The 25,321-nt window shown below is 68.5% G+C and carries 27 protein-coding genes; 19 read left to right on the top strand and 8 right to left on the bottom strand.

The features are described 5' to 3' along the window. Positions 1-18: 18 nt before the first annotated feature. Complete coding sequence (gene ppsR, locus AC1M14_RS14730; protein ID WP_102770961.1) at positions 19-846, bottom strand: posphoenolpyruvate synthetase regulatory kinase/phosphorylase PpsR; 828 nt, start codon at positions 844-846, stop codon at positions 19-21. 192 nt (positions 847-1,038) lie between these two features. On the opposite strand from ppsR, the gene ppsA reads away from it, so the two are divergent. Then, the gene (gene ppsA, locus AC1M14_RS14725) at positions 1,039-3,405 is read left to right on the top strand and encodes a phosphoenolpyruvate synthase (protein ID WP_102770962.1); all 2,367 of its coding nucleotides are present in this window, start codon (positions 1,039-1,041) and stop codon (positions 3,403-3,405) included. A gap of 124 nt (positions 3,406-3,529) precedes the next feature. Here the strand turns inward: ppsA and AC1M14_RS14720 are convergent, their stop codons facing one another. From AC1M14_RS14720 to AC1M14_RS14705, 4 genes are all read right to left on the bottom strand, one after another. Next, complete coding sequence (locus tag AC1M14_RS14720; protein ID WP_102770963.1) at positions 3,530-3,856, bottom strand: type II toxin-antitoxin system PemK/MazF family toxin; 327 nt, start codon at positions 3,854-3,856, stop codon at positions 3,530-3,532. After that, entirely contained in the window at positions 3,856-4,080 is a 225-nt protein-coding gene (locus tag AC1M14_RS14715) for an antitoxin MazE family protein (protein ID WP_111825562.1), read from the bottom strand. The genes AC1M14_RS14720 and AC1M14_RS14715 overlap by 1 nt, the downstream gene beginning before the upstream one ends. A gap of 98 nt (positions 4,081-4,178) precedes the next feature. After that, a complete protein-coding gene (locus AC1M14_RS14710; protein ID WP_102770964.1) occupies positions 4,179-5,033 on the bottom strand; it encodes a bifunctional transcriptional activator/DNA repair enzyme AdaA in 855 nt (284 codons plus the stop codon). A 94-nt stretch (positions 5,034-5,127) separates the two neighbouring features. Beyond that, a complete protein-coding gene (locus AC1M14_RS14705; RefSeq protein ID WP_479729892.1) occupies positions 5,128-5,859 on the bottom strand; it encodes a glutamine amidotransferase in 732 nt (243 codons plus the stop codon). Positions 5,860-6,038: 179 nt separating this feature from the next. Between AC1M14_RS14705 and AC1M14_RS14700 the strand changes: the two genes are divergently transcribed. Genes AC1M14_RS14700 through AC1M14_RS14690 form a run of 3 tightly spaced genes read left to right on the top strand, consistent with a single transcriptional unit; the run spans position 6,039 to position 8,660 of the window. After that, positions 6,039-6,473, top strand: coding sequence for an NfeD family protein (locus AC1M14_RS14700; RefSeq protein WP_111825264.1), 435 nt, complete (start codon positions 6,039-6,041; stop codon positions 6,471-6,473). 43 nt (positions 6,474-6,516) lie between these two features. Further along, the gene (locus AC1M14_RS14695) at positions 6,517-7,446 is read left to right on the top strand and encodes an SPFH domain-containing protein (protein ID WP_111825263.1); all 930 of its coding nucleotides are present in this window, start codon (positions 6,517-6,519) and stop codon (positions 7,444-7,446) included. Between the two features lie 26 nt (positions 7,447-7,472). Further along, on the top strand, positions 7,473-8,660 hold the full coding sequence (locus AC1M14_RS14690; RefSeq protein ID WP_479729891.1) for a GGDEF domain-containing protein: 1,188 nt from the start codon (positions 7,473-7,475) through the stop codon (positions 8,658-8,660). Position 8,661: 1 nt separating this feature from the next. On the opposite strand, the gene smpB is transcribed toward AC1M14_RS14690, so the two are convergent. Further along, a complete protein-coding gene (gene smpB / locus AC1M14_RS14685) occupies positions 8,662-9,135 on the bottom strand; it encodes an SsrA-binding protein SmpB (protein ID WP_102770969.1) in 474 nt (157 codons plus the stop codon). A gap of 114 nt (positions 9,136-9,249) precedes the next feature. Between smpB and AC1M14_RS14680 the strand changes: the two genes are divergently transcribed. The 7 genes from AC1M14_RS14680 (at position 9,250) to AC1M14_RS14650 (ending at position 14,653) form a co-directional block, all read left to right on the top strand. Next, the gene (locus tag AC1M14_RS14680) at positions 9,250-9,684 is read left to right on the top strand and encodes a type II toxin-antitoxin system RatA family toxin (protein WP_102770970.1); all 435 of its coding nucleotides are present in this window, start codon (positions 9,250-9,252) and stop codon (positions 9,682-9,684) included. Then, positions 9,674-10,018, top strand: coding sequence for an RnfH family protein (locus AC1M14_RS14675; protein ID WP_111825262.1), 345 nt, complete (start codon positions 9,674-9,676; stop codon positions 10,016-10,018). Before AC1M14_RS14680 ends, AC1M14_RS14675 begins: the two co-directional genes overlap by 11 nt. Before the next feature lie 140 nt (positions 10,019-10,158). After that, on the top strand, positions 10,159-11,313 hold the full coding sequence (locus AC1M14_RS14670; protein ID WP_102770972.1) for an acyl-CoA dehydrogenase family protein: 1,155 nt from the start codon (positions 10,159-10,161) through the stop codon (positions 11,311-11,313). After that, positions 11,310-12,473: an enoyl-CoA hydratase/isomerase family protein gene (locus AC1M14_RS14665; protein WP_479729890.1), complete on the top strand. Its 1,164-nt coding sequence runs from the start codon at positions 11,310-11,312 to the stop codon at positions 12,471-12,473. The genes AC1M14_RS14670 and AC1M14_RS14665 overlap by 4 nt, the downstream gene beginning before the upstream one ends. Positions 12,474-12,560: 87 nt before the next feature. Continuing rightward, the gene (gene mmsB / locus AC1M14_RS14660; protein ID WP_102770974.1) at positions 12,561-13,451 is read left to right on the top strand and encodes a 3-hydroxyisobutyrate dehydrogenase; all 891 of its coding nucleotides are present in this window, start codon (positions 12,561-12,563) and stop codon (positions 13,449-13,451) included. A gap of 1 nt (position 13,452) precedes the next feature. After that, a complete protein-coding gene (locus AC1M14_RS14655; protein WP_111825260.1) occupies positions 13,453-13,890 on the top strand; it encodes a PaaI family thioesterase in 438 nt (145 codons plus the stop codon). 73 nt (positions 13,891-13,963) lie between these two features. After that, the gene (locus AC1M14_RS14650) at positions 13,964-14,653 is read left to right on the top strand and encodes a VIT1/CCC1 transporter family protein (protein WP_102770976.1); all 690 of its coding nucleotides are present in this window, start codon (positions 13,964-13,966) and stop codon (positions 14,651-14,653) included. Here the strand turns inward: AC1M14_RS14650 and ygfZ are convergent. Further along, complete coding sequence (gene ygfZ, locus AC1M14_RS14645) at positions 14,650-15,645, bottom strand: CAF17-like 4Fe-4S cluster assembly/insertion protein YgfZ (RefSeq protein WP_102770977.1); 996 nt, start codon at positions 15,643-15,645, stop codon at positions 14,650-14,652. The genes AC1M14_RS14650 and ygfZ overlap by 4 nt on opposite strands. A 153-nt stretch (positions 15,646-15,798) precedes the next feature. Between ygfZ and mltG the strand changes: the two genes are divergently transcribed. The 8 genes from mltG (at position 15,799) to AC1M14_RS14605 (ending at position 24,297) form a co-directional block, all read left to right on the top strand. Further along, positions 15,799-16,893, top strand: a complete 1,095-nt coding sequence (mltG, locus tag AC1M14_RS14640; protein WP_111825258.1) for an endolytic transglycosylase MltG — start codon at positions 15,799-15,801, stop codon at positions 16,891-16,893. Then, positions 16,890-17,513 carry a dTMP kinase gene (gene tmk, locus AC1M14_RS14635; RefSeq protein WP_102770979.1) on the top strand — a complete coding sequence of 208 codons (624 nt, stop codon included), beginning with the start codon at positions 16,890-16,892 and terminating at the stop codon, positions 17,511-17,513. Before mltG ends, tmk begins: the two co-directional genes overlap by 4 nt. Positions 17,514-17,596: 83 nt before the next feature. Next, positions 17,597-18,616, top strand: a complete 1,020-nt coding sequence (holB, locus tag AC1M14_RS14630; protein WP_479731807.1) for a DNA polymerase III subunit delta' — start codon at positions 17,597-17,599, stop codon at positions 18,614-18,616. A 66-nt stretch (positions 18,617-18,682) separates the two neighbouring features. Beyond that, positions 18,683-19,453: a TatD family hydrolase gene (locus tag AC1M14_RS14625; RefSeq protein ID WP_479729889.1), complete on the top strand. Its 771-nt coding sequence runs from the start codon at positions 18,683-18,685 to the stop codon at positions 19,451-19,453. 38 nt (positions 19,454-19,491) lie between these two features. Next, complete coding sequence (locus AC1M14_RS14620) at positions 19,492-20,343, top strand: ankyrin repeat domain-containing protein (protein ID WP_479729888.1); 852 nt, start codon at positions 19,492-19,494, stop codon at positions 20,341-20,343. Between the two features lie 25 nt (positions 20,344-20,368). Next, positions 20,369-21,319: a formimidoylglutamase gene (hutG, locus tag AC1M14_RS14615; RefSeq protein ID WP_479729887.1), complete on the top strand. Its 951-nt coding sequence runs from the start codon at positions 20,369-20,371 to the stop codon at positions 21,317-21,319. Positions 21,320-21,584: 265 nt separating this feature from the next. Continuing rightward, positions 21,585-22,874, top strand: coding sequence for a Glu/Leu/Phe/Val family dehydrogenase (locus AC1M14_RS14610; RefSeq protein ID WP_102770983.1), 1,290 nt, complete (start codon positions 21,585-21,587; stop codon positions 22,872-22,874). A gap of 313 nt (positions 22,875-23,187) precedes the next feature. Further along, positions 23,188-24,297, top strand: a complete 1,110-nt coding sequence (locus AC1M14_RS14605) for a porin (RefSeq protein WP_111825255.1) — start codon at positions 23,188-23,190, stop codon at positions 24,295-24,297. Positions 24,298-24,479: 182 nt separating this feature from the next. Here the strand turns inward: AC1M14_RS14605 and AC1M14_RS14600 are convergent, their stop codons facing one another. Continuing rightward, positions 24,480-25,298, bottom strand: coding sequence for an RsiV family protein (locus AC1M14_RS14600; protein ID WP_479729886.1), 819 nt, complete (start codon positions 25,296-25,298; stop codon positions 24,480-24,482). Positions 25,299-25,321 lie beyond the last annotated feature (23 nt).

Here is a 25,321-nt window from a genome sequence, read left to right as displayed (position 1 = left end):
CGCGCCTGGGGTCCGGTCTCAGCCGCGGTCCAGCCCCACTTCCTGCAGCACCGTGGTCGCGATCTCCTCGATCGACTTGGTGGTGCTGGACAGCCACGAAATCCCCTCGCGGCGCATCATGCGCTCGGCCTCGGCCACTTCGTAGCGGCATTGCTCCAGCTGGGCGTAGCGGCTGTTGGGACGGCGTTCGTTGCGCACCTCGGCCAGCCGCTCGGGCTGGATCGACAGGCCGAACAGCTTGGCGCGGTGCGGCGTGATGGTCGAGGGCAGGGTGCCGCGCTCGAAATCGTCGGGCGTGAGCGGGAAATTGGCCGCCTTGATGGCGTATTGCATGGCCAGGTACAGGCTGGTAGGCGTCTTGCCGCAGCGCGATACGCCCACCAGGATCACGTCGGCCTGGTCCAGCTGGTTGACGAACTGGCCGTCGTCGTGCGCCAGGCTGAAGTTGATTGCATCGATCCGGTTGCGGTATTTTTCCGAATTGGCCAGCATGTGCGAGCGGCCGATGGAATGGCTGGATTTCAGGCCGAGGGCCTGCTCGATATGGCTGACGAAGGTGCCGAACAAGTCCAGGAACACGCCGTTCGCCTGGCGAACACGGGCCAGCATGTCCGGGTTGACCAGGGTGCTGAACACGATGGGCGGGACGCCCGCTTCCTGGGCGCTGCGGTCGATCCGCATGGCGACTTCTGCGGCTTTTTCCAGCGTGTCGACGAAGGGCAGCCGCACCGGCTTGAATTCGACGCCCTCGAATTGCGAAAGCACCGACTGGCTGAAGGTTTCTGCGGTGATGCCGGTGCTGTCGGAAACGATGTAAACCGTGCGTACGATCGAGGTAGATGTCATGTGTAAAAAATTCCAACCAGGCCGATGGCCGGATGTACTCGACCGAGTACAATCAGGCCCCTATAAGTCACCCCAAGGGCGGTCCAAGGCCAGTTTGGTCAGCGCGTAAAAACACGGCAGGGCAGGGTTGTCGCGTTCGCTTTCTACGCATTGACCAAACTCGCTTTCATTCCATTGTAAAAGGTGACTTCAATGTCGTATGTTGTTTTGTTCGAGCAGCTCCGCATGACGGACGTGGACTCGGTAGGAGGCAAGAACGCATCACTAGGCGAAATGATCAGTCAGCTGTCCGGCGCGGGCGTGCGCGTGCCGGGCGGCTTCGCCACGACCGCGGACGCCTTCCGCGACTTCCTCAAGGCTTCGGGCCTGGACAAGCGCATCGCTGAGCGCCTGAGCACGCTGAACCCCGAAGACGTTCGCGAGCTGGCCAACGCCGGCGCGCAGATCCGCCAATGGATCGTCGAAGCGCCGTTCTCGGCCGAATTCGAAAAGCAGATCCGCGACGCCTTCGCCAAGCTCGACGCCGACGGCAAGGGCTCGTTCGCCGTGCGTTCGTCCGCCACCGCCGAAGACCTGCCCGATGCGTCCTTCGCCGGCCAGCAGGAAACCTTCCTCAACGTGGTCGGCATCGATGACGTGCTGGACAAGATCCGCCACGTGTTCGCCTCGCTGTACAACGACCGCGCCATTTCCTATCGCGTGCACAAGGGCTACGCCCACGCCGACGTCGCGCTGTCGGCCGGCATCCAGCGCATGGTGCGCTCCGACAAGGGCAGCGCCGGCGTGATGTTCACCATCGACACCGAATCGGGCTTCCAGGACGTGGTGTTCATCACCTCGTCGTACGGCCTGGGCGAGACCGTGGTGCAGGGCGCCGTCAACCCCGACGAGTTCTACGTCTTCAAGCCCACGCTGGCCCAGGGCCATTTCCCCATCGTCGGCCGCCGCATCGGCTCCAAGCTCATCAAGATGGAGTTCGACCCCGAGCGTCCCGAAGGCCGCGCCGTGCGCACCGTCGACGTGCCGGTGTCCGAGCGCAACCGCTACTCGCTGACCGACGACGAGGTCAATGAACTGGCCCGCTACGCCGTCATCATCGAGAAGCACTACGGCCGCCCCATGGACATCGAATGGGGCCGCGACGGCGTCGACGGCAAGATCTACATCCTGCAGGCGCGTCCGGAAACCGTGAAGTCGCAACAGGGCGCCGCCGACGTGCAGCAGCGCTACCGCCTGAAGGCCACCGGCCAGGTCCTGATCACCGGCCGCGCGATCGGCCAGAAGATCGGTTCGGGTCCGGTGCGCGTGGTCGGCGACATCTCCGACATGGACAAGGTCCAGCCGGGCGACGTGCTGGTCACCGACATGACGGACCCCAACTGGGAGCCCGTGATGAAGCGCGCCTCCGCGATCGTGACCAACCGCGGCGGCCGCACCTGCCACGCGGCCATCATCGCGCGCGAGCTCGGCATTCCGGCCGTGGTCGGCTGCGGCAACGCGACCGACGTGCTGAAGGAAGGCCAGGCCGTGACCGTCTCCTGCGCCGAAGGCGACGAAGGCCGGATCTACGACGGCCTGATCGAGACCGAGGTCGAGGAAGTGCGCCGCGGCGAAATGCCCGCCATCGACCTGAAGATCATGATGAACGTGGGCAACCCGCAGCTGGCCTTCGACTTCGCCCAGATCCCCAACGGCGGCGTCGGCCTGGCGCGCCTGGAATTCATCATCAACAACAACATCGGCATCCACCCGAAGGCGGTGCTGGACTACCCGAACGTCGACGGCGAACTGAAGAAGGCCGTGGAATCGGCGGCCCGCGGGCACGCCAGCCCGCGCGCGTTCTTCGTCGAGAAGATGGCCGAAGGCGTGGCCACCATCGCCGCGGCCTTCTATCCGAAGCCCGTCATCGTGCGCATGTCGGACTTCAAGTCCAACGAGTACCGCAAGCTGGTCGGCGGTTCGCGCTACGAGCCCGAGGAAGAGAACCCCATGCTGGGCTTCCGCGGCGCGTCGCGCTACATCGCCGACGACTTCGCCGAGTGCTTCCGCATGGAATGCGAGGCGCTCAAGAAGGTGCGCGACGAAATGGGCCTGACCAACGTCGAGATCATGGTGCCCTTCGTGCGCACGCTGGGACAGGCCGAGCGCGTGGTCAACCTGCTGGCCAAGCATGGCCTGGCCCGCGGCGAGAACGGCCTGAAGCTCATCATGATGTGCGAAGTCCCGTCCAACGCGATCCTGGCCGACGAGTTCCTGCAGTACTTCGACGGCTTTTCGATCGGCTCGAACGACATGACCCAGCTGACCCTGGGCCTGGACCGCGATTCCGGCATGGAACTGCTGGCCGCTGATTTCGACGAGCGCGACGACGCCGTGAAGTTCATGCTGCGCCGCGCGATCAAGGCCTGCCTGGCCGCCAACAAGTACGTGGGTATCTGCGGCCAGGGCCCCAGCGACCACCCCGACTTCGCGCAGTGGCTGAAGGACGAAGGCATCCTGTCGATGTCGCTCAACCCGGACACGGTTGTGGACACCTGGCAGCGCCTGGCCAAGAACTGATCGGATCGCCGGTTTGAGAAACCCCGCGTCCCCCTTTGGGGGGCGCGGGTTTTTTTTTGGATGCCGCCGGCTGAGGCTGAGCATGGATTTGCCCGCCGCGTGATCCCGGAACGGGTGTGGTTTTTTATTTGGCGATGCCTAGGAACACCGCCATGCAACGCTCGACTTCCAGCAGTGTGTCGGCCTCAATATGGCCAAAGACCCGTCCGAGCTTGTCGCGGCGCACCGTCACGGCCTTGTCCACCATGATTTGAGAAGCTTGTCGAAGGCCGTTCTGCGGGCTCGGCGTGACCGTGACGCGAAGCAGCGGGGCGTCGACCGTGCTGCTGGTTACGGGTAGCACGGTTACGCTTTCATGGGCGTTGAAGAGGTCGGACTGAACGATCAAAGCCGGACGGGGCTTGCCGAAGTCCCCCTGGATGGCGACCGGCACAAGATCTCCCCGGTGCATCAAGCCTTCCAGCCATCCAGATCGGATACGGCTTCGTCCAGAAAGCGCTGCGTGTCTGCGTCCTTGGCGTCGGCCGCGGCAGCCGCGATGGACTGACGCCGACATTCTTGCGCGAAATCGGGCCGCCGCGTGTCGGGCACCCAGATCTGGACGGGCCGCAGCCCGGCGGCGCGCAGCGCCGCGCGGCGCTTGTTGACGCGGGCGCTTGCATCGGTCGTCGGCATGATGATCTCCCTGTTGCCTGAAAGCATAGGGCCGGATCTGCGCGGCATGCAACACCGGGCTTCAGGGCAGGGCAAATATAGGTCGATTGGCTGCCCGCCTACGCCGCCTGCGCTTCGCGCGCGATCAGTTCGCGCTTGCGGTCTATGCCCCAGCGGTAGCCGGCCAGGGAGCCGTCGGTGCGCACCACGCGATGGCAGGGGATGGCCAGGGCGATGTTGTTGGTCGCGCAGGCGCGGGCCACGGCGCGCACGGCTTGCGGCGAGCCGATGCGCCGGGCGATGTCGGTGTAGGTGGCGGTTTCGCCCACGGGGATCTCGCGCAGCGCCTCCCACACGCGGCGCTGGAAGGCGGTGCCGCGCACGTCCAGCGGCAGGTCCAGCCCGCGCGAGGGGTCTTCGACGAAGCCCACGACGGCCGCCACCCAGCGTTCGAATTCGGCGTCGGCGCCGATCAGGCGCGCGGCCTTGAAGCGGTCCTGCAGGTTGCGCACCAGTTGTTCGGGATCGTCGTGCAGGGCGATTTCGCAGATGCCGGTATCGCTGGCGGCCACCAGCAGGGCGCCGAGCGCGCACTGCGCGACCGCGAAGCGGATGTCCACGCCCGCACCGTTATTGCGAAAGGCGGTGGGCGTCATGCCGAGGATGGCGGGCGCGGCTTCGTAGAAGCGGCCGCTGGAATTGAAGCCGGCCTCGTACATGGCGTCGGTGACGCTGGCGCTTTGCTCCAGCTGCCGGCGGGCGCGGCTGGCGCGCAGCGCCGTGGCGTAGGCCTTGGGGGTGACGCCGGTGGCCGCCTTGAATACGCGGTGGAAGTGAAAGCGGCTCATGCCGGCCTGTTCGGCCAGCGTGGCCAGGTCCGGCGGCTGCTCCGATTCGAGCGCGCGGCAGGCGCGCTCGATGGCGGCGGCGTGCTGGGTGCCCAGGGAGGCGGCTTGGTTCGCGGCTTGGTTCATCTGGAAGTCCTGACGGATGCGCGGATCGCGCGCTTGAACGTATGGTCCCAAGACCCGCGCCGCGCCGCACTCCGGTTGTTGCGCGGACCGGCGCCTAGGCGTAGACCTCCAGGAAGCGGCGCAGCAGCCCGCCGGCCACGGGCGTGGCGCGCACGTTGGCCGACAGGCCGGGCACGTCCAGGTTTTCGGCCGCATAGCGGCGGCCGAAACGCTCGAGGTGGGCGCGCACGAACTCCGGGCCGAATTCCGGGTGGAACTGGGTGGAGAACACGTTGCGGCCGATCCGGATCATCTGGTGGTCGTCCAGGTCCGAGCGCGCCAGCACGGCGGTGCCGGGCGGCGGTTGCAGCACGGTCTGCGCGTGCAGCATCTGGGCCGGGAAGGTGGAGGGCAGGCCGGCCAGCAGGCGGTCGCCGGCGGCCGGCGGCAGCAGTTCGACGGTCTGCGTGCCGACCTCGCGGCCGGCCGGGTTGTAGCCCACCTTGCCGCCCAGCGCATGGGCCAGCAGCTGGTGGCCGTAGCACACGCCGAACATGGGCAGTCCGGCCGCGGCGGCCGCGCGCAGCCAGGCGGCGGTGTCTTCGCTCCAGGGTTCCAGGTCGGTCACCATCGCGGGCGAGCCGGTGATGAGGGCGGCGCGGTAGCTGGCCGGCGCGCGCGGCTGCCGGCCTTCATGCACGGCCACGATTTCCATCGTGTCGGGGGTCAGGCCGGCGGCCTGCGCGAGCTGATCGGCATAGCCGCCGAACTGGCTTTTGAGCGTGTCGTCCGGATCGCCGGTGTGCAGGATCAGGACGGGAAGAGAGGAAGGCATTGCGGCGGTCATTGGGCTTTGCGTAAGTGGTGCGGATCACGGGCCCCGCTGGGTCCGCGCCGCCAGTACACATCATAATCCAGCGCAATTGTTCCCGATGCCCGACGCCTCTGCCGTTACGTCTCGGAAATACGTACAATCCCGCGCAGGGACTCCTCCTTGGGGGCTCGTTCTTTTGGGCGTACGAAACTATGTGGATATGGCTGGGACTGGCCGCGCTGGCCCTGATCGGAGAATTGGCGACCGGAACGTTCTACTTGCTCCTGGTGGCCCTGGGGCTGGCGGCGGGCGGGGTGGCCGCATGGTTCGGCGCCGCCCTGCAATGGCAGCTGGTGGCCTGCGGCGTGGTGCTGCTGGCGGGCCTGCTGGTGCTGCGCAAGACCCGGGTGCTGAAGCAGCGCGGGCTGGACGCGGCGCGCAACGCCGACGTCAATCTGGATATCGGCCAGACGGTGGTGGTTGAGAGCTGGTCCGATAACGGCACGGCGCGCGTCTGGTACCGCGGCGCGCACTGGCAGGCCGAACTGGCCCGCGGCCAGGCGCCCCGGGCCGGCGAACAGATCATCACCGAAATGCGCGGCTCCATCCTGGTGCTGACCCCCAAGCACACCGGCGGGCCGGCCTGAGGCCGGCGCGGCATACGTACTTACAGAGAGAGGCTTTCGAATCATGATCGACACGTCCACCATCGTCCTCGTCGTCATCGTCGCGCTGGCGATACTGATCGTCATCAAGGCGATCGCCATCGTGCCCCAGCAGCACGCCTGGGTGGTCGAGCGCCTGGGCAAGTTCGACCGGGTCCTGTCGCCGGGCGCGGGCTTCGTGATCCCGTTCATCGAGCGCGTGTCGTACAAGCACTCGCTCAAGGAAATCCCGCTGGACGTGCCCAGCCAGATCTGCATCACGCGCGACAATACCCAGCTGCAGGTGGACGGCGTGCTGTACTTCCAGGTGACCGACCCGATGCGGGCGTCCTATGGTTCGTCGAACTATATTTCGGCCATCACGCAGCTGGCGCAGACCACGCTGCGTTCGGTCATCGGCAAGATGGAGCTGGACCGCACGTTCGAGGAGCGCGACGCGATCAACAGCAATATCGTGTCCTCGCTGGACGAGGCCGCGCTGAACTGGGGCGTGAAGGTGCTGCGCTACGAGATCAAGGACCTGACCCCGCCCAACGAGATCCTGCGCGCCATGCAGGCGCAGATCACCGCCGAGCGCGAAAAACGCGCGCTGATCGCGGCATCCGAGGGCCGCCGCCAGGAACAGATCAACATCGCCACCGGCGAGCGCGAGGCCGCGATCGCCCGCTCCGAGGGCGAGAAGCAGGCGCAGATCAACCAGGCGCAGGGCGAGGCCGCGGCGGTGCTGGCGATCGCCGAGGCCACCGCCAAGGCCATTACCCAGGTGGCCGGGGCGGTGCAGCAGCCCGGCGGCATGGAGGCCGTGAACCTCAAGGTGGCCGAGCGCTACGTGGAGGCGTTCGGCAACGTGGCCAAGGAAGGCAATACGCTGATCCTGCCGTCCAACCTGTCGGACGTGGGCGGCATGATCGCCTCGGCCATGACCATCGTGAAGTCCGCCAACCGCAACGGCTGAGAACCGCGCCTGCCGGCGCCCGGACGATGATCGCTCCCGTCAACCTGCTATTGGTGGCGGCGCTGGCGGGACTGCTGGCGCTGTGCGTGCTCGGCTCGCTGGCGCGCAGCGGCATGGCCGGCATCAAGCAAACCATAGGCAGCAGCCTGCTGACGCTGCTGGCGTTCGGCGCGTTCTCGCTGCAGGCCGTCGGCGGCCCCCTGTTCATCTCGGTGATCCTGGCCAACGCGGCCGTGGCCCTGGCGCTTTGCGCCTATTACGCGGGCCTGTGCCGGCTGGTCGGGCAACCGGTGCCCAGGCGCCGCATGGCGCTGGGCGCCGGCGCCACGCTGCTGGTGCTGGCCGCCTACACGTATATCGAGCCGCAGACCGGGGCCCGCATGGTGGCGATGTCGATCCTGATGGCGGGCTTCATGCTGGCCATCGCCGTGACGGTCGGACGCGGCATGCCGTCGAACCGGTCGCGCTACAGCTACCACTTCGTGCGCGTGGTGGCGCTGGCGTCCGCCCTGGTGTGCGCCGCGCGCGCCGTGGTGTACCTGCTGGACATCGCCGAGCCGCAGGCGCTGCTGGTGCCCACCGCCTGGAACATCGTGTTCATGACGCTGGGCGTGCTGACCATGCCTTGCCTGACGCTGGGCACCATCATGATCATCCACGACCGCATGCTGGCCGAGCGCGAGCAGGAGGCCAACACCGATTTCCTGACCGGGCTGATGTCGCGCAAGGCGTGGTGGCTGCAGGCCGAGCGCTATTGCGCGCAGGCGCTGCGCACGCGCCGTCCGCTGTCGCTGCTGTTGCTGGACATCGATCATTTCAAGCGCATCAACGACACGCGCGGCCATGCGGCCGGCGACGCCGTGCTGCGCCACTTCGGCCTGCTGGCCACGGCCACGCTGCGCACCGGCGATCACGTGGGCCGGGTCGGCGGAGAGGAGTTCGCGGTGCTGTTTCCCGACCTGCGCAGCGAGGCGGTGATGGAGGTGGCGGCGCGCCTGCTGGAATCGGTGCGGCGCACGCCGTGCGCGCACGGCGGCAGTTCGATTTCGTATACGTTCAGCGCCGGCGTGGCGGAATGGATGCCGGGCGAAGGCCTGCAGGCGTTCTTCGAGCGCGCCGACGGCAAGCTCTATGCCGCGAAGGCGGCGGGGCGCAACCGCATCGTGGGGCCGGCGGGCGAGGGCGAGCCGGCGCCGCTGCCCGCGGCCGCCTGAATCAGTCGTCCTTGCCGCGGCGCGGGGCGCGGGTGTCGTGCTTCATCATGCGCTCTTTCTCGCGCTGCCAGTCTTTTTCGCGCGCGGTGTCGCGCTTGTCGTAGAGTTTCTTGCCGCGGCCCAGCGCGAAATCGAGCTTGATGCGCCCGTTCTTGTAATGCAGGTTGAGCGGCACCAGCGTGTAGCCGCGCTGCTCGACCTTGCCGATCAGCTTGCTGATTTCCTCGGCCTTGAGCAGCAGCTTGCGCGTGCGCATGGCGTCGGGGTGGATGTGCGTGGAGGCCGTGGGCAGCGGACTGACGTGCATGCCCAAGAGGTAGAGCTCGCCGTCGCGCACGATGACATAGCTTTCCTTGAGCTGCACGCGGCCATCGCGGATCGCCTTGACTTCCCAGCCTTGCAGCACCAGGCCGGCCTCGTAGCGGTCTTCGATGAAATAGTCGTGCGTGGCCTTGCGATTGTCGATAATGCTCATAATGCCTTGGGGGCGCGTTTGGCCGACCGGTTGGCCGACCGGGGTAGCCCTCGATTAGCCGGGGTGCCGGCGGTGCCGGTAAAATCCCGCCATTCTAGCCATTTGCGATAGCCGATGCACAAAGTACAACGATCCGTCCTGGTACCTTACAGCGCCGCCCAGATGTTCGACCTGGTCGCCGACGTGGAGAAGTACCCCGAGTTCATGCCCTGGTGCGGCGGCGCCGAGGTGCAGACGCGGGACGAGCATGGCATGCAGGCTTCCATCCTGATCAGCTTCGCGGGCATGAAGCAGCGCTTCACCACGCGCAATACCCATGCCTATCCCGACCGCATCGACCTGGAGCTGGTGGACGGTCCGTTCTCCAGCCTGGTGGGGCACTGGGTGTTCCAGCCGCTGGCCGACGACGCCTGCAAGGTGCTGTTCACGTTGGAATACGCGTTCTCGAACCGGGCGCTGGAGATGGTGGTGGGGCCGGTGTTCAACCGCATCGCCACCAGCTTCATCGATTCCTTCACCAAGCGCGCGCAGGCCAAGTATGGCGAATGAGCCGGCCGCCGCCTGTCTGAGCGTCAGCGTCTGCTACGCCTTGCCGGGCCACGTCTGGATGCGGGAGCTGCGCCTGCCGGCCGGCGCCACCGTGGCCGACGCGCTGGCGGCCAGCGGCTTCGCCGCGGCCTTTCCGGTGGTCCAGCCCTGGGAACGCGGCGTGGGCATCTTCGGCCGCGCCACCGAGCCCCAGGCCCGGCTGGCCGACGGCGACCGCGTCGAGATCTACCGCGGCCTGAGCTTCGATCCCAAGGAATCGCGCCGCCGCCGCGCCGAGCACCGGCGCGCCAAGACCGCCAGGAACGGACGCATCCGCCCGGCCGGCCTGCTGTAGGGAACGGCGGCCGGCGCCCTGAAGCGCAAGTTAGCGTTGCTACGGACTTACGTTTACGTTAACGTCATGTCAAAATCGACATACCGGGGCCGGCGCCGCCAGCAATGCCGGCAGACAATACCGACTACAGGAGACAGGCTGTGGATTTGGAACTGAGCGACGAACAGCGGGCCTTCGCGCAGGCCGCGCGCGATTACGCGGAGGGCGAACTCGCCCCCAACGCGGCGCGCTGGGACGCCGAGGGCATCTTCCCGCGCGAGGCCTTCGCCCGGGCCGGCGAAATGGGCTTTTGCGCGATCTACGCCAGCGAGGACATCGGCGGCCTGGGGCTGCCGCGCCTGGACGCCACGCTCGTGTTCGAGGAAATGGCGGCGGTCGACCCGTCCACCACGGCCTTCCTGACCATACACAACATGGCCACCTGGATGGTGGGCAACTGGGGCCAGCCGGCCCTGCGCGAGGCCTGGGGGCCGCTGCTGGCCAGCGGCCAGAAGCTCGCCTCGTACTGCCTGACCGAACCCGGCGCGGGCTCGGACGCCGCGTCGCTGTCGACCCGCGCCCAGCGCCAGGGGGATGACTACATCGTCAACGGCGCCAAGGCCTTCATTTCCGGCGGCGGCGACACCGACCTGCTGGTGGTGATGGCGCGCACCGGCGGCGAGGGCGCCGGCGGCATCAGCGCCTTCGCCATCCCCGCCGACAGCGAGGGCATCAGCTACGGGCGCAAGGAAGAAAAAATGGGCTGGAACAGCCAGTCCACGCGTCCCATCACGTTCGAGAACGTGCGCGTGCCGGCCGCCAACATGCTGGGCCAGGAGGGCGACGGCTTCAAGATCGCCATGAAGGGCCTGGACGGCGGGCGCATCAACATCGGCACCTGCTCGGTGGGCGCAGCCCAGGGCGCGCTGGACGCCGCCCGCCGCTACATGGACGAGCGCCGCCAGTTCAACCGCCGCCTGGCCGAATTCCAGGCGCTGCAGTTCAAACTGGCCGACATGGCCACGCACCTGGTGGCGGCCCGCCAGATGGTGCGCCTGGCCGCATGCAAGCTGGACGCGGGCGCGCCCGATGCGGCCACCTACTGCGCCATGGCCAAGCGGTTCGCCACCGACATGGGCTTCCAGATCTGCCTGGACGCGCAGCAGATCCATGGCGGCTACGGATACCTGCGGGACTATCCCTTGGAGCGTCTGGTGCGCGATACTCGCGTTCATCAGATTCTGGAAGGGACCAACGAGATCATGCGCGTGATCGTCGCCCGCCAATTGTTGGAAAAAGGAGCCGACATAAGATGAACGCACCGGTGCTGTTCGAAGAAAAAACCGCTGCCAATGGAACGCGTTTCGGGATCGCGACGCTGAATTCGCCGCAGACCCTCAACGGCCTGTCGCTGGAGATGGTGGATGCGCTGGCCGCGCAGCTCGATGCCTGGGCCAATGATCCGGGCGTGGTCCTGGTGGTGCTGCAGGGCGCCGGCGAAAAGGCCTTCTGCGCCGGCGGCGACCTGCACGGGCTGTACCGCAGCATGCGCGAGAACGCGGGCCGGCCCGGTTCCGACAACGCCTACGCGCGGCGCTTCTTCGAGCACGAGTACCGGCTTGACTACCGCATCCACACGTACCCCAAGCCGGTGCTGTGCTGGGGCCACGGCATCGTCATGGGCGGCGGCATCGGCCTGATGATGGGCGCCAGCCACCGCGTGGTCAGCGAGACCTCGCGGCTGGCGATGCCGGAAGTCACCATCGGCCTGTTCCCGGACGTGGGCGGCAGCTGGCTGCTGAACCGCATGCCGGGGCGCACCGGCCTGTTCCTGGCGCTGACCGGCGCCAACATGAACACGTCCGACGCCTTTTTCGCGGGGCTGGCGGACTTCCGCCTGAACCACGCCGACTGGCCCAGGCTGCTGGAATCGCTGCAGGAACAGCCCTGGGCCGGCGCGGCCGACGACGGCATGGCGCCGCGCTCCATCAACGACGGCCTGCTGCGCCGCGCGCTGGCCGCGCTGGAGCCGCAGACCCCGCTCGAACCGGGCCCGCTGCGCCAGCATTCGTTCCTGATCAACAGCCTGTGCAGCGGCAACCGGCTCGACGACATCCACGAGGAGCTGGCCGCGCTGAAAGACCACGAGGACCCGTGGCTGGCGCGCGCCGCGGCGACGATGCTGGCGGGCTCGCCGGGCTCGGTGCGCCTGTCGTTCGCGCTGCAGCAGCGCATGCGGGCGCGTTCGCTGGAAGACGTGCTGCGCGCCGAATACATCGCGGCGCTGGCCTGCACCGCGCACGGCGATTTCGCCGAAGGCATACGCGCGCTGCTGATCGACAAGGACAAGAAGCCGCGCTGGAATCCGGCCACGTTGCAGGAGGCCAGCGAGGCCTGGGTCGAGAAGTTCTTCGAAGACCCCTGGCCCGAAGGCGAGCCGCATCCGCTGGCGGACCTGGGACAGCAAGGGCGCTAGTCGCGTCCCGTCCCGGCGCCGGTCGGCCCGCCACGCAGCACACGATGATTTCACACCTATAGCAGCAGCAACAGGAGACAAGACATCATGAGCAGTATCGCGTTTATCGGATTGGGCAATATGGGCGCGCCCATGGCATTGAACCTGGTCAAGGCCGGCCACAGCCTGACGGTCTTCGACCTGGTGCCGGCGGCCGTCAAGGCGCTGACCGACGCCGGCGCCAAGGCCGCCGCTTCCGCCGCCGAGGCGGTGCAGGGCGCCGAGGTGGTGATCTCGATGCTGCCGGCCAGCAAGCACGTCGAAGGGCTGTACCTGGACGGCGACCTGCTGGGCAAGATTTCCTCCAGCGCGCTGGTCATCGAATGCAGCACCATCGCGCCGGACTCGGCGCGCAAGGTGGCCCAGGCCGCCGAGGCGCGCGGCGTGGCGATGATCGACGCGCCGGTGTCCGGCGGCACCGGCGGGGCGGCCGCGGGCACGCTGACCTTCATCGTCGGCGGCCAGGCCGCGGCGCTGGAGCGCGCCCGGCCGATCCTGGAGAAGATGGGCAAGAACATCTTTCACGCGGGTCCGGCGGGCGCCGGCCAGGTGGCCAAGATCTGCAACAACATGCTGTTGGGCATCCTGATGGCCGGCACGTCCGAAGCGCTGGCGCTGGGCGTGGCCAACGGGCTGGACCCGAAGGTGCTGTCGGACATCATCGCCAAGAGCTCGGGCCGCAACTGGGCCACCGAACTCTACAACCCCTGGCCCGGCGTGATGGATCACGCCCCGGCCTCCAAGGGTTATGCCGGCGGCTTCGGCGTGGACCTGATGCTCAAGGACCTGGGCCTGGCGGCCGAGGCGGCGCTGTCGGCGCGCGCCTCGATCCCGCTGGGCGAACTGGCGCGCAACCTGTATTCGCTGCACAGCGCCGGCGGCTCGGGCCGGCTGGACTTCTCCAGCATCGTCAACCTGCTCAAGCGCGAGCCGGACTGACATGGCGCAGCCCCAGGCATCGGACTGCCCGGCCTCGCGGGTCCAGGCCAGCTTCGCCCGGCAGAGCATCATGGCGCTGCTGGGCGCGGACCTGGACGTGGTGGAGCCGGGGCGGGTCGACATCGTCCTGCCGTACCGGGCCGATCTGTGCCAGCAGAACGGCTTCCTGCACGCGGGCATTTCCACCACCATCGCCGACAGCGCCGGCGGCTACGCCGCCTACACGCTGTTCGAACCCGGCGAGGACGTGCTGACCTCGGAGTTCAAGATGAACTTCCTGGCGCCCGCGAAGGGCGATCGCTACGTGGCCAGCGGCCGCGTGGTCAAGCCCGGCAAGCGCCTGTCGATCTGCCAGGTCGAAGTGCATGCCTACGAAGGCGAGCAGGCCACGCTTTGCGTGATAGGCTTGCTTACCGCGGTGCGCGTGACGCCGCGCTGAATCCTGCTTGCGGCGGACCCGTCCACACGAGGGCCGCCGCAAGGTTTGTCGCGCGTAGCATGGGTATCTGGCAATGCCTCCTAGAGAACATCATCGGATTTTCCGCGCCAACTGGCTGCGCGCCGCGGTGCTGGGCGCCAACGACGGCATCGTTTCCACGGCCAGCCTGATCTCCGGCGTCGCGGCCGCGCAGGCCTCGCACGGCGCCATCCTGACTTCCGGGCTGGCCGGCCTGGTGGCCGGGGCGCTGTCCATGGCCGCCGGCGAATACGTGTCGGTGCGGTCCCAGGCCGACACCGAGGCCGCCGACCTGCGGCTGGAGCAGCGCTCGCTCAAGCGCAATTCCAGCGAGGAACTGGCCGAACTGATCGATATCTATGTCTCGCGCGGCCTGACCCGCGACCTGGCGGCGCAGGTGGCCGGCCAGCTGACCAGCCACGACGCGCTCGACGCGCATGCGCGCGACGAACTGGGCATCTCCGTGCACAACCGCGCGCGGCCGGTGCAGGCCGCGGTGGCTTCGGCCGTGTCGTTCGCCGGCGGCGCGGCGCTGCCGCTGGTGGTGGCGGCGGTGGCGCCCCTGCCGCAGCTGGTGGGCTGGGTCATAGGCGCGTCGGTGGCCTGTCTGGCCGGATTGGGGGCGCTGGCCGCCGGCGCCGGGGGCGCGCCCAAGGGACCGGCCGCGCTGCGGGTGACGATCCTGGGCGCCCTGGCGATGGCGGCGACCGCGGGGGTCGGCGCGCTGTTCGGGGTGGCGGTCTAGGGCGTGATGGAATAAGGCAGGTCGGCGGGCGCGATGCGCGGGCCGTCGGCCGCGCCCAGGCGCAGGTCGCCTTGCGGCAGCGCCGCCAGCGTGGTTTCGAACAGCACCGAGACCACGCCCTGCGCGCTGGCGGCATCGACGATGCGGCCGGTGGGCTCGCCGGGCTGGCTGGCGTCGTAGACGTCCTGACCGGCCAGCGACGCGCCCTCGGCGCCGGCGACGGTGCCGTACGCCATGCGCCGCTTGACCGTGCCGCGGTAATGGCTGCGCGCCACCACTTCCTGGCCGGGATAACAGCCCTTGGTGAAGCTGACGCCTTCGATCAGGTCCAGGTTGACCGTCTGCGGAATGAAAACGTCCTGCGTGGCGGCGGTGATCCACGGGATGCCCGCGGCCAGGTCGGCGGCATGCCATTGCGCGGCCGGCGCCAGTCCGAGGACCTCGGCCAGCGCGCCCGACTGCTGCAGCTGCTCGTCAGAGGCGATCCACCACCAGCGCAGCCGCGCGTCGGCCGAGGGCGCGGCGATCCAGGTGCCGGAGGGGAGTTCCGCGCGCTGCCACGGCGTGCGCGGCAGCGCGCCGGCGGCGGCTTCCAGCGCGGCGGCCTGTTCGGCCGTGGCCAGCACGCCGGCCACGGACAGCGGCGCGGGCGCCAGCTTGACCTTGGCGCGCAGCACGAACATCGACAGGCGCTTGAGGAGGGCCTGGGCCAGGTCCTGGCGCACCAGGCCGTAGAGCCGGGGGGCGTCGTCGGTTTGCGCGGCGGGCGCCAGCCACATCACCAGCGTGGCCAGCAACCGGCCCTTGGCCGTGCAGTAGCCGGCCAGGCGGGCGGCGTCGGCGGGCAGGCCGGTGACGTCCTGGGTCAGCTGGCCGTGCAGGAAGGTGAGGGCGTCGGCGCCGGAGGCGGCGAAGACCTGGAAATCATCGAGCGGCGCGCATTGCGCGCAACCTTCGGCGCGCGCGGGAATCGAAGAATAGAAAGCATGCATGGCGGCGGCGTTATCGCATCATCAAAGTGCAGATGATAGCCGCCTTCCCCTCGGGGCAGGGCCATGCCCGCGCCGCGCGCAGGGACGGACGGCGCGCTCCGGCCCCGCTTTTGGCGCGACAGGGCCGCGCGATCAATTAAACTTCCGGGACTTATGAAGAAGCGACTCTTTTTTTACGTCTTGTGGTTCTTCCTGCTGGTCGTGCTGGCCGCCGCGGGCGCGGTCGGCTCGGCCTGGTACTGGATGCACCGCCCCATCCCGCTGGCGGCCGACAAGATCGATTTCGTGGTGGACCCGGGCAGCAGCCCGCGCACCGTCGCGCGCACGCTGAACCAGGCCGGCGTGCCGGTGTGGGAGCCGGGTTTCGTCTGGATGGCGCGGCTGTCCGAACTGGACAAGCAGATGAAGGCCGGCGGCTACCAGGCCCATAATGGCGACTCGCCGTGGCGCCTGCTGCAGCGCCTGGCCCGCGGCGACATGACGCAGCGCCAGATCACTTTCGTGGAAGGCTGGACCTATCGCCAGATCCGCCAGGCGCTGCGCGCCAATCCCGACGTCAAACAGACGCTGGACGGCGTCTCCGACGAGGCGCTGATGGAGCGCCTGGGCTCTTCCATCAAGCATCCGGAAGGGCTGTTCTTCCCCGACACCTACATCTTCACGCCGGGCAGCACCGACTTCGACCTGCTGCGCCGCGCGTACGAGGAAGGCCAGCGCATCCTGCAGGACACCTGGGCCCAGCGCCAGCCCGACCTGCCGGTCAAGACCGCCTACGAGGCGCTGGTGCTGGCCTCCATCGTCGAAAAGGAAACCGGCCACGGTCCGGACCGCCGCCGCGTGGCCGGCGTGTTCACCAACCGCCTGAAGGTCGGAATGCTGCTGCAGACCGATCCCACCGTGATCTACGGCATGGGCGAGGCCTACCAGGGCCGCATCCGCAAGCGCGACCTGCAGACCGACACGCCGTGGAACACCTATACGCGCCCGGGCCTGCCGCCCACGCCCATCGCGGCGGCCGGCCGGGCGGCGCTGCTGGCCGCGGTGCAGCCCGAGCAGCACAAATTCCTGTACTTCGTGTCGCGCGGCAACGGGACCAGCGAATTCTCGGCCAGCCTGTCCGAGCACAACCGCAATGTCTCGCGCTACGTCCTGGGCCAGGGCCGCAATGCCGCGCCCGGCCCCGAACCGGCCGCGCAGCAAGCCGCACAACCCCCCGCACCAGAACCCGAACAAGGACCAGACCAATGACCTCGCGTGGACGCTTCATTACGCTGGAGGGCGTCGACGGCGCGGGCAAGAGCACGCATACCGTCTGGATCGCCGACTTCCTGCGCGCGCAGGGCCTGGAGGTGGTGTCCACGCGCGAACCGGGCGGCACGCCGCTGGGCGAGAAGCTGCGCGCCTTGCTGCTGGCCGATCCCATGGGGCTGGACACCGAGACCCTGCTGATGTTCGCGGCCCGCTGCGAGCACCTGCGCCAGGTGATCGAGCCGGCGCTGGCGCGCGGGGCCTGGGTCGTGTGCGACCGCTACACCGACGCCAGCTACGCCTACCAGGGCGGCGGGCGCGGCCTGGGCGCCGGGCGCGTGGCCGCGCTGGAAGACTGGATGCAGGCGGGCCGGCCCGACCGCACCTGGCTGTTCGACGTGCCGCTGGAAGTGGCGCGGGCGCGGCTGGCCGACTCGCGCGAGCCGGACCGTTTCGAGCGCGAGGGCGCGGCCTTTTTCGAACGCACCCGCGCGGCCTACCATGCGCGCGCGGCCGCCGAACCGGACCGCATCCGCATCGTCGATTCGACGCGCCCGATCGCCGAGGTACGCGCCCGGCTCGAGGCCGGGCTGCGCGAACTGCTGGAGCAGGCGGCATGAACGCCGCCCGCAACGCTCAGGACGCGGCCGCGCAGGGCGGCGACGGCGCGGTCTCCAACGCGCCGCAGTTCCTGCCGTGGCAGATGGACACGGCGCGCGCCTGGCTGGGCGACCGCGACCGTTTCGCCCATGCCTGGCTGGTGCATGGCCTGGCCGGCATCGGCAAGCTGGACTTCGCGGTGGCCGCGGCCGCCAGCCTGCTGTGCGAGGCGCCCGAGCACGGCCTGGCCTGCGGACGCTGCGCCGCGTGCGCCTGGTTCGCCAGCGGCAACCATCCCGACCTGCGCCGCATCCGGCCCGAGGCCATCGCGCTGGAGGAGGGTGCCGACGCCGCCGAGCCCGCCGAAGACGCGGAGCCGGCCGCCGGCGCCAGCAAGCGCGCGCCGTCCAAGGAAATCCGCATCGACCAGATCCGCTCGCTGGAGTCCTGGTTCAACACCGCCACGCACCGCGGCGGCTGGCGCGTGGCGCTGCTGTATCCGGCCCACGCGCTCAACGTGGTGTCGTCCAACGCCTTGCTCAAGGTGCTGGAAGAGCCGCCGCCGCACACGGTTTTCCTGCTCGTGGCCGACGCGCCGGACCGCCTGCTGCCCACGCTGGTGTCGCGCTGCCGGCGCCTGCCGCTGCCGGCGCCCGATCCGGATACGGCCCTGCAATGGCTGCGCGGGCAGAACGTCGAGCCGGCGCGCGAATGGCTGGCGGCCGCCGGCGGCGCCCCGCTGGCCGCGCTGCGCCTGGCGCAGTCGGGCGCCACCGCCTGCCCGGCCTGGCTGGGGCAGCTGATCGCGCCGCTGGCCAGCGGCCAGGCGCCCGACGTGGGCACCCTGGCCGAGTCCCTGGAGAAGGTGGCGGCCAGCGAATGGATCGACGCCTTGCAGCGCCTGTACACCGACCTGATGCTGGCCGGCGCGGGCGCGCCCGCCCGGTATTTCCCGTCGCTGGCCGAGGGCGTCGCGCAGGTCGCAAAACGCATGAACCCGGTCAAGGTGGCCGAGGGCGCGCGCTGGCTCACGCGTCAGCGCGCCCTGGCCACCCATCCCTTGAACGCCAAGCTGTTCGCCCACGCCGCCCTGCAGCGCGTGGTGCTATCCTGCCAGGCGTAAGCCCTTGATCCGGTGGCGCTTTGCCCGGCTGCGGGCGGGGCGCCGCGGTCCTTTATCCGATTCACCATGTACGTCGATTCTCACTGCCATCTGAACTTTCCGGAGCTCGCCGCCGATCTGCCCGCCATCCTCGAGCGCATGGCCGCCAACCAGGTGACCCATGCGCTGGTCGTCAGCGTCAACATGTCCGAATGGCCCTCGCTGATGTCGCTGGTCGAACCGCAGCCCAATCTGTGGGCCTCGGTGGGCGTGCATCCCGATTACGAAGACACGCCGGACCCGTCCGTGGACGAACTGGTGCGCCTGTCGGCGAATCCCAAGGTCGTGGCCATCGGCGAGACCGGACTCGACTACTACCGCCTGTCGGAGCCGCTGGACTGGCAGCGCGAGCGTTTCCGCTGCCATATCCGGGCCGCGCGCGAGACCGGCCTGCCGCTCATCGTGCATACCCGGGCCTCGGCCGAGGACACGGTGCGCGTGCTGCGCGAAGAGCAGGCGGCCGAGGTGGGCGGGGTGATGCACTGCTTCACCGAGAACTGGGAAGTGGCCCAGGCCGCGCTGGACCAGAACTTCTATATTTCGCTGTCGGGCATCGTCACGTTCAAGAACGCCCAGGTGGTGCATGAAGTCGCCGCCAAGGTGCCGCTGGACCGCCTGCTGATCGAAACCGATTCGCCGTACCTGGCGCCGGTGCCGTACCGCGGCAAGCTCAACGATCCGTCCAAGGTCATTCACGTGGCCGAGAAGATCGCGGACCTGCGAGGCATACCGGTGGCCGAGGTGGCGCGTGCATCGACCGATAATTTCTTCCGTCTTTTCAATAAGATAAAGAAATAATTGAATCTATTTTATTTAAAGTAAATTCTAGGATATCCATGGCTATCAGTGTCGCTTCCGCTCATCGGACCGTGTTGACGTGCAGCCGCGCCGCGCTGCTGGCGCTGGCGCTCGGGCTGGCCGCGCCGGGCGCGCAGGCGGCCAATCCCGGCGACTGGTGGGTCTATGTCGCCAACGACTATCCCGACGATATCCGCGACCTGCTCAAGCAGGGCGCCGATCCCAACGTGCGCTACAAGAACGGCCAGCCGGCGCTGATGCGCGCGGTGGTCGACGGCGCCTGGAAGGTGTTCGACGTGCTGGCGGCCGACAAGCGCACCGACGTGAATGCGGAGAACCCCGCGGGCGAGACGCCGCTGATGTACCTGGCCATCGTCGGGCAGACCGACCGGGCCAAAAAGCTCATCGCGCGCGGCGCCAAGGTCAACCGCCTGGGCTGGACGCCGCTGCATTACGCGGCCTCCAAGGGGCAGATGGAGATGGCGCGCCTGCTGCTGGCGCAGCACGCCATGCCCAACGCGCCCGCGCCCAACGGCGAGACGCCGCTGATGATGGCCGCGCTGTCGGGCCGCAGGCCCATGGTCGAGCTGCTGCTGAAATCCGGCGCCGACGTGGGCACCCGCGACACCAAGGGCCAGACCGCGGCCGACTGGGCCCGTACCGGCAAATCCACCGCGCTGGCCGCGCAGCTGGACAAGCTGATCGCGCAGCAGGACGAAGCCCGCAGCAAGCGCCGCGCGGGGGTGGAGGCCGCGCCTGCCGCCGAGGCACCAGCCGCGACCGCGCCCGCGCCGGCGGCCGAAGCGCAGGCTCCGGCGGCATCGCCGGGCGCCGTCCAAGGCGTCTCGGGCCTGAAGCTGAACAATTACGACGAGCCCGCAGCGCCTTGACGCCGCGTCGCCGGGAGCGCGAGACATGACGACCGGAGAATTCGACAAAAGCCTGTGGAAGGCGCGCGACGACAGCGCCGAACAGGGCGATACGCGGCGCCTGGCGCACATCGTGGCGCCGGCCGCCGGGCAGGAAGTGCGCGACGGCGAAGCGGTGCTGCTGGGCTTTGCCTGCGACGCCGGCGTGGCGCGCAACCAGGGCCGCGTCGGCGCCGCCGGCGGGCCGGCCGGCATCCGCAAATTCCTGGCCGGGCTGCCCGCGCACGGGCTGGCGCGCCTGCTGGACGCCGGCGACGTGGTGTGCAAGGGCGACCGCCTGGAAGAGGCCCAGGAGCGTCTGGGTCTGCGCGTGGCGGAGCTGCTGGGGCAGGGGGCGCGTCCGGTGGTGCTGGGCGGCGGCCACGAGATCGCCTGGGGCAGCTTCCAGGGCCTGGCCCGCTGGCTGCAGGCGCGCGCCGATGCCGGCCCGGTGCTGGTGCTGAACCTGGACGCGCATTTCGACCTGCGCACCGGACGGCCGGGCAGTTCGGGCACGCCTTTCGACCAGATCCTGCGCGACTGCGAGGCGCGCGGCCAGTCGCTGCAATACGCCTGCCTCGGCGTTTCGCGGCTGGCCAACACGCCGGCGCTGTATGCCCGGGCCGCCGAGACCGGGGCCTTCTGGGTCGAGGACCGCGAGATGCAGGAGCGGCACCTGGAGGCCAGGCTGGCCGACGTGGACGGCCAGCTGCGCGGGGCTGCCCACGTCTACCTGACCATAGACCTGGACGTGCTGCCGGCCGCCGTCATGCCGGGCGTCTCTGCGCCCGCGCCCTATGGCGTGCCGCTGCCGGTGGTCGAGGAAATCGCGCTGCGGGTCAAGGCCAGCGGCAAGCTGCGCCTGGCCGACATGGCCGAATACAACCCGGCCTTCGACATCGACGGCCACGGCGCGCGCGCGGCCGCGCGGCTGGCCTGGCAGCTGCTTGCGGACTGACGGCCGGGCGGGCTCGCTTCGGGAGGCGGCTTTCTTTCGGGAAAGCCGCCTTTTTGCATTGGCGCCCCGGGGTCGCGGCGGGCAGGGCATCGGGCTGGACGGGCGCAGTGTGGCGGCTTAGGATAGGACCAGATCAGGTCCGGGCTTGCGACCCGTTCGACATCCGCAACACAAATATGTCCCCATTAAATATTTTTCATATTAAATTGGGGACGCTATATTTTTCGTGGATAAAATGGCGCAACTCAGTCAGGAGAGCATGCTCATGTCTCAAACTCCCACCCACGCCTTGCCGTCGTACCTGAATGCCGATGACCTCGGCCCCTGGGGTAATTACCTGCAACAAGTCGATCGGGTCACCCCGTATCTCGGTTCTCTGGCGCGGTGGGTCGAAACCCTGAAGCGCCCGAAGCGTTCGCTGATCGTCGACGTGCCGATCGAGCTCGACAACGGCAGCGTCGCCCACTTCGAGGGCTACCGCGTCCAGCACAACACCTCGCGCGGCCCGGGCAAGGGCGGCGTGCGTTTCCACCAGGACGTGACGCTGTCCGAGGTGATGGCGCTGGCGGCCTGGATGTCGATCAAGAACGCCGCGGTCAACCTGCCGTACGGCGGCGCCAAGGGCGGCGTGCGCGTCGACCCGCGCAAACTGTCGCAATCCGAGCTCGAGCGCATCACGCGCCGCTACACCTCCGAGATCGGCGTCATCATCGGGCCGTCCAAGGACATTCCCGCGCCCGACGTGAACACCAACGCCCAGACCATGGCCTGGATGATGGACACGTACTCCATGAACGAAGGCGCCACCGCCACCGGCGTGGTCACCGGCAAGCCGATCGCGCTGGGCGGCAGCCTGGGCCGGGTCGAAGCCACGGGCCGCGGCGTGTTCGTGGTGGGCTGCGAAGCCGCCCGCGACCTGAACATCGACGTCTCCAAGGCGCGCGTGGTGGTGCAGGGCTTCGGCAACGTGGGCGGCACCGCCGCCCGCCTGTTCCATGAAGCCGGCGCCAAGGTCATCGCCGCGCAGGACCACACCGGCACGGTGCACAACGCCGAAGGCCTGGACGTGCACAAGCTGCTCTCGCACGTGTCGCAGCACGGCGGCGTGGGCGGCTTCTCCGGCGGGCAGGCCATGGACAAGGACGAATTCTGGACGCTGGAAACCGAATTCCTGATCCCGGCCGCCCTGGAAAGCCAGATCACCGCCGAAAACGCGCCCAAGGTGCGCGCCAAGATCGTGGTCGAAGGCGCCAACGGCCCGACCACGCCGGAGGCCGACGACATCCTGGCCGAACATGGCGTGTACGTGGTGCCGGACGTGCTGGCCAACGCCGGCGGCGTGACCGTCAGCTACTTCGAATGGGTGCAGGACTTCTCCAGCTTCTTCTGGAGCGAGGACGAGATCAACCTGCGTCTCGAACGCATCATGCGCGAGGCCTACGCGGCCGTGTCGCAGGTGGCGCGCGAGCACAAGGTCACGCTGCGCACGGCGGCGTTCATCGTCGCCTGCACGCGCATTCTGCAGGCGCGCCAGGTGCGCGGCCTCTATCCCTGATACCGGCTTCGGCGGCGCGTCCCCGGACGCGCCCCGAGGAGGCAAGGAGACAAACCCGATCGCCCCGCAAGGGGCGATTTTCATTGCGGCATGCACGTCCGCGTTGCAGCCATGTGTACGGGCCCCATTTTTTGGGCGGTGTGGGCTGCCGGCCACAATATGTCCCGATTTGTGTCGCTCAGGGCAAATCCGGGCTTGCGCATAACGAATTGACACATTGCGTCCCTAGAATTCGCTGCAACCATGTGCCGGGGACGTCGCCCGCGATGCGAAGCAACCTGCTCATGGTCTGTTCAATCAACGGGAATTTGCAATGAAAAAGACTTTGTTCGCCGCCGCCATCCTGGGCGCGTTCGGCGCAACGGCACAGGCGGAAACCTCGGTGACGTTGTACGGCCTGATCGACACGGGCCTGGGCTACCAGCGCATCAAGGGCGACAACTACCACGAATCCAAGGTCGGCATGGTCAACGGCGTGTCCAGCGGCTCGCGCTGGGGCCTGCGCGGCAGCGAAGACCTGGGCGACGGCCTGCGCGCCGTGTTCACGCTGGAAAGCGGCTTCAACTCGGGCAACGGCCTGTCGGGCCAGAGCGGCCGCCTGTTCGGCCGCCAGGCCACCATCGGCCTGCAAAGCGATTCGTGGGGCAAGCTGGAACTGGGCCGCCAGACCAACATCGCTTCGAAGTACTTCGGCGCGATCGATCCGTTCGGCGCCAGCTACGGCCAGGCCAACGTGGGCGTGGCCTTCAGCGCCGCCAACACGGTCCGCTACGACAACATGGTGCAGTACTCGACCCCGTCGTTCAGCGGCCTGCAGTTCGGCGTCGGCTACTCGTTCAACGCCTCGGACACGACCAGCGCCCAGACCGGTTTCAAGACCGCCGACAACACGCGCGCCATCACCACCGGCCTGCGCTACGTCAGCGGCCCGCTGAACCTGGCCGTGACCTACGACCAGCTCAATCCGGCCAACCAGCTGAACACCGACGCCACGCCGAAGTCGTGGATCGTGGGCGGCTCGTATGACTTCGAAGTGCTGAAGCTGGCGCTGGCCTACGGCCAGACGCGCGACGGCTGGTTCACCGGCCAGGGCATCAACGCCTTCGGCAGCGGCAGCCCCGAAGCCAAGGGCTTCAGCAGCAACGTGGCCGCGTCCGGCTTCAAGGCCAATTCCTACCTGGTCGGCCTGAGCGTGCCGCTGGGCGGCGCCAGCAACCTGTTGGCCTCGTGGCAGCGCGCCGATCCGGACAGCGATGCGCTGACCGGCGACGACGCGACCATGAACGTCTACAGCCTGGGCTATACCTACAACCTGTCCAAGCGCACCAATCTGTACGCCTTGGCCTCGTACGCCACCGACTACGCCTTCATCGACGGCGTCAAGAGCACCGTGGGTATCGTGGGTATCCGCCACCGCTTCTAAGGCGCGGCCATGAGCGGGCGGCGCGCACGCGCCGCCCCTTGCGCCGAGCCGCGGTTGCACTGAGCGGACTGGGCGTCTTACCCGGCCACAGACGCGAAAAAAGCGGCCACCTCCCTAGCTCCACTCTCAGTCCGCTCACCCGAACCCCGGCCACGCCGCAGCCTGGCGCCTGCCACAGGCGTTCAGGACTGCGGCAGCAGTTCGGGCTTGAGTATCCCGCGCAGATCGGGATAGGCGATGCTCAGTTCGGGCTCGCCATGCGAATACGGCGCGATCGAATACGCGTCGTACTTGACCACGATGCCGTCGCGCGTGAGCGCGAAATTGTCGCTTTCCTGGAACGGCCACATGCGGTTGTACGTCGCCGGATCGCGGCGCGCGTCGGGATTCTGTTCCAGCCACTTGGTGTGCGCGCGCTGCAGCGCGGCGACGTATTGCGCGCGCCGGCCCGGTATCAGGGCTTCGTCCAGGCTCATCACGCGGCCGCGGCTGCGTTCCCAGTTCAGGTACTGCGTGGCGGGAATGCCGTGCGCGGCCCCGGTCAGGTACTGCTCGGTGTGCAGCTCGATGGCGATCACGTCGCCGACGGTGTCCTTGACGCTGGCCTTGAAATAGGTGGCGTCGCGCGGGCGCGCGGTGGACCAGAAGTACTGCGTGTATTCGGACAGCGTGTCGTAGGGGCCGCGGCGGTTGGCGTCGGTGCCGGTCATGTAGGCCAGCACGTGATCGACCAGCGCCGTCAGCTTGGGGATGCCGGGAAAGGCCACGCTGTCGATTTCGATGCGCGGGCAGTCGCCTTCGCAGCCGGGCTTGTTCGAGGCCCACTGGATGCGTTCGGTGGCCAGGTCGCCCAGCTGCTGCGGCGTGGATTGCGCCGACGGCGCCGGCGAGGCCAGGGTGATGTCGGCCGGCGGCGCGCTGCTGCAGCCGGCCAGCGCCAGGATGGCGGCGCCCAGGATGAGACCGCTGGTCGCGCCTCGCGGCGTGTACATGCGACGCATTGAATTACCTCCAGAGAATCAGG

It is taken from the genome of Achromobacter sp. SX5 (genome assembly GCF_056711425.1).
The sequence above is the reverse complement of the archived record's forward strand: the minus strand, read 5'-3'. Positions and strand labels throughout refer to the sequence as shown.

Bases quoted from the DNA above. Each gene is read 5' to 3' on its own strand.
- AC1M14_RS14705 (WP_479729892.1), bottom strand. From the start codon at position 5,859: ATGACCGCCGCAATGCCTTCCTCTCTTCCCGTCCTGATCCTGCACACC.
- smpB (WP_102770969.1), bottom strand. From the start codon at position 9,135: ATGAGCATTATCGACAATCGCAAGGCCACGCACGACTATTTCATCGAA.
- AC1M14_RS14710 (WP_102770964.1), bottom strand. From the start codon at position 5,033: ATGAACCAAGCCGCGAACCAAGCCGCCTCCCTGGGCACCCAGCACGCC.
- ygfZ (WP_102770977.1), bottom strand. From the start codon at position 15,645: ATGCATGCTTTCTATTCTTCGATTCCCGCGCGCGCCGAAGGTTGCGCG.
- AC1M14_RS14610 (WP_102770983.1), top strand. From the start codon at position 21,585: ATGTCTCAAACTCCCACCCACGCCTTGCCGTCGTACCTGAATGCCGAT.
- AC1M14_RS14695 (WP_111825263.1), top strand. From the start codon at position 6,517: ATGATCGACACGTCCACCATCGTCCTCGTCGTCATCGTCGCGCTGGCG.
- AC1M14_RS14675 (WP_111825262.1), top strand. From the start codon at position 9,674: ATGGCGAATGAGCCGGCCGCCGCCTGTCTGAGCGTCAGCGTCTGCTAC.
- AC1M14_RS14625 (WP_479729889.1), top strand. From the start codon at position 18,683: ATGTACGTCGATTCTCACTGCCATCTGAACTTTCCGGAGCTCGCCGCC.
- AC1M14_RS14605 (WP_111825255.1), top strand. From the start codon at position 23,188: ATGAAAAAGACTTTGTTCGCCGCCGCCATCCTGGGCGCGTTCGGCGCA.
- AC1M14_RS14700 (WP_111825264.1), top strand. From the start codon at position 6,039: ATGTGGATATGGCTGGGACTGGCCGCGCTGGCCCTGATCGGAGAATTG.
- mmsB (WP_102770974.1), top strand. From the start codon at position 12,561: ATGAGCAGTATCGCGTTTATCGGATTGGGCAATATGGGCGCGCCCATG.
- ppsA (WP_102770962.1), top strand. From the start codon at position 1,039: ATGTCGTATGTTGTTTTGTTCGAGCAGCTCCGCATGACGGACGTGGAC.
- AC1M14_RS14680 (WP_102770970.1), top strand. From the start codon at position 9,250: ATGCACAAAGTACAACGATCCGTCCTGGTACCTTACAGCGCCGCCCAG.
- holB (WP_479731807.1), top strand. From the start codon at position 17,597: ATGGACACGGCGCGCGCCTGGCTGGGCGACCGCGACCGTTTCGCCCAT.
- hutG (WP_479729887.1), top strand. From the start codon at position 20,369: ATGACGACCGGAGAATTCGACAAAAGCCTGTGGAAGGCGCGCGACGAC.
- mltG (WP_111825258.1), top strand. From the start codon at position 15,799: ATGAAGAAGCGACTCTTTTTTTACGTCTTGTGGTTCTTCCTGCTGGTC.
- AC1M14_RS14650 (WP_102770976.1), top strand. From the start codon at position 13,964: ATGCCTCCTAGAGAACATCATCGGATTTTCCGCGCCAACTGGCTGCGC.
- AC1M14_RS14655 (WP_111825260.1), top strand. From the start codon at position 13,453: ATGGCGCAGCCCCAGGCATCGGACTGCCCGGCCTCGCGGGTCCAGGCC.
- ppsR (WP_102770961.1), bottom strand. From the start codon at position 846: ATGACATCTACCTCGATCGTACGCACGGTTTACATCGTTTCCGACAGC.
- AC1M14_RS14715 (WP_111825562.1), bottom strand. From the start codon at position 4,080: ATGCCGACGACCGATGCAAGCGCCCGCGTCAACAAGCGCCGCGCGGCG.
- AC1M14_RS14665 (WP_479729890.1), top strand. From the start codon at position 11,310: ATGAACGCACCGGTGCTGTTCGAAGAAAAAACCGCTGCCAATGGAACG.
- AC1M14_RS14600 (WP_479729886.1), bottom strand. From the start codon at position 25,298: ATGCGTCGCATGTACACGCCGCGAGGCGCGACCAGCGGTCTCATCCTG.
- AC1M14_RS14620 (WP_479729888.1), top strand. From the start codon at position 19,492: ATGGCTATCAGTGTCGCTTCCGCTCATCGGACCGTGTTGACGTGCAGC.
- tmk (WP_102770979.1), top strand. From the start codon at position 16,890: ATGACCTCGCGTGGACGCTTCATTACGCTGGAGGGCGTCGACGGCGCG.
- AC1M14_RS14690 (WP_479729891.1), top strand. From the start codon at position 7,473: ATGATCGCTCCCGTCAACCTGCTATTGGTGGCGGCGCTGGCGGGACTG.
- AC1M14_RS14720 (WP_102770963.1), bottom strand. From the start codon at position 3,856: ATGCACCGGGGAGATCTTGTGCCGGTCGCCATCCAGGGGGACTTCGGC.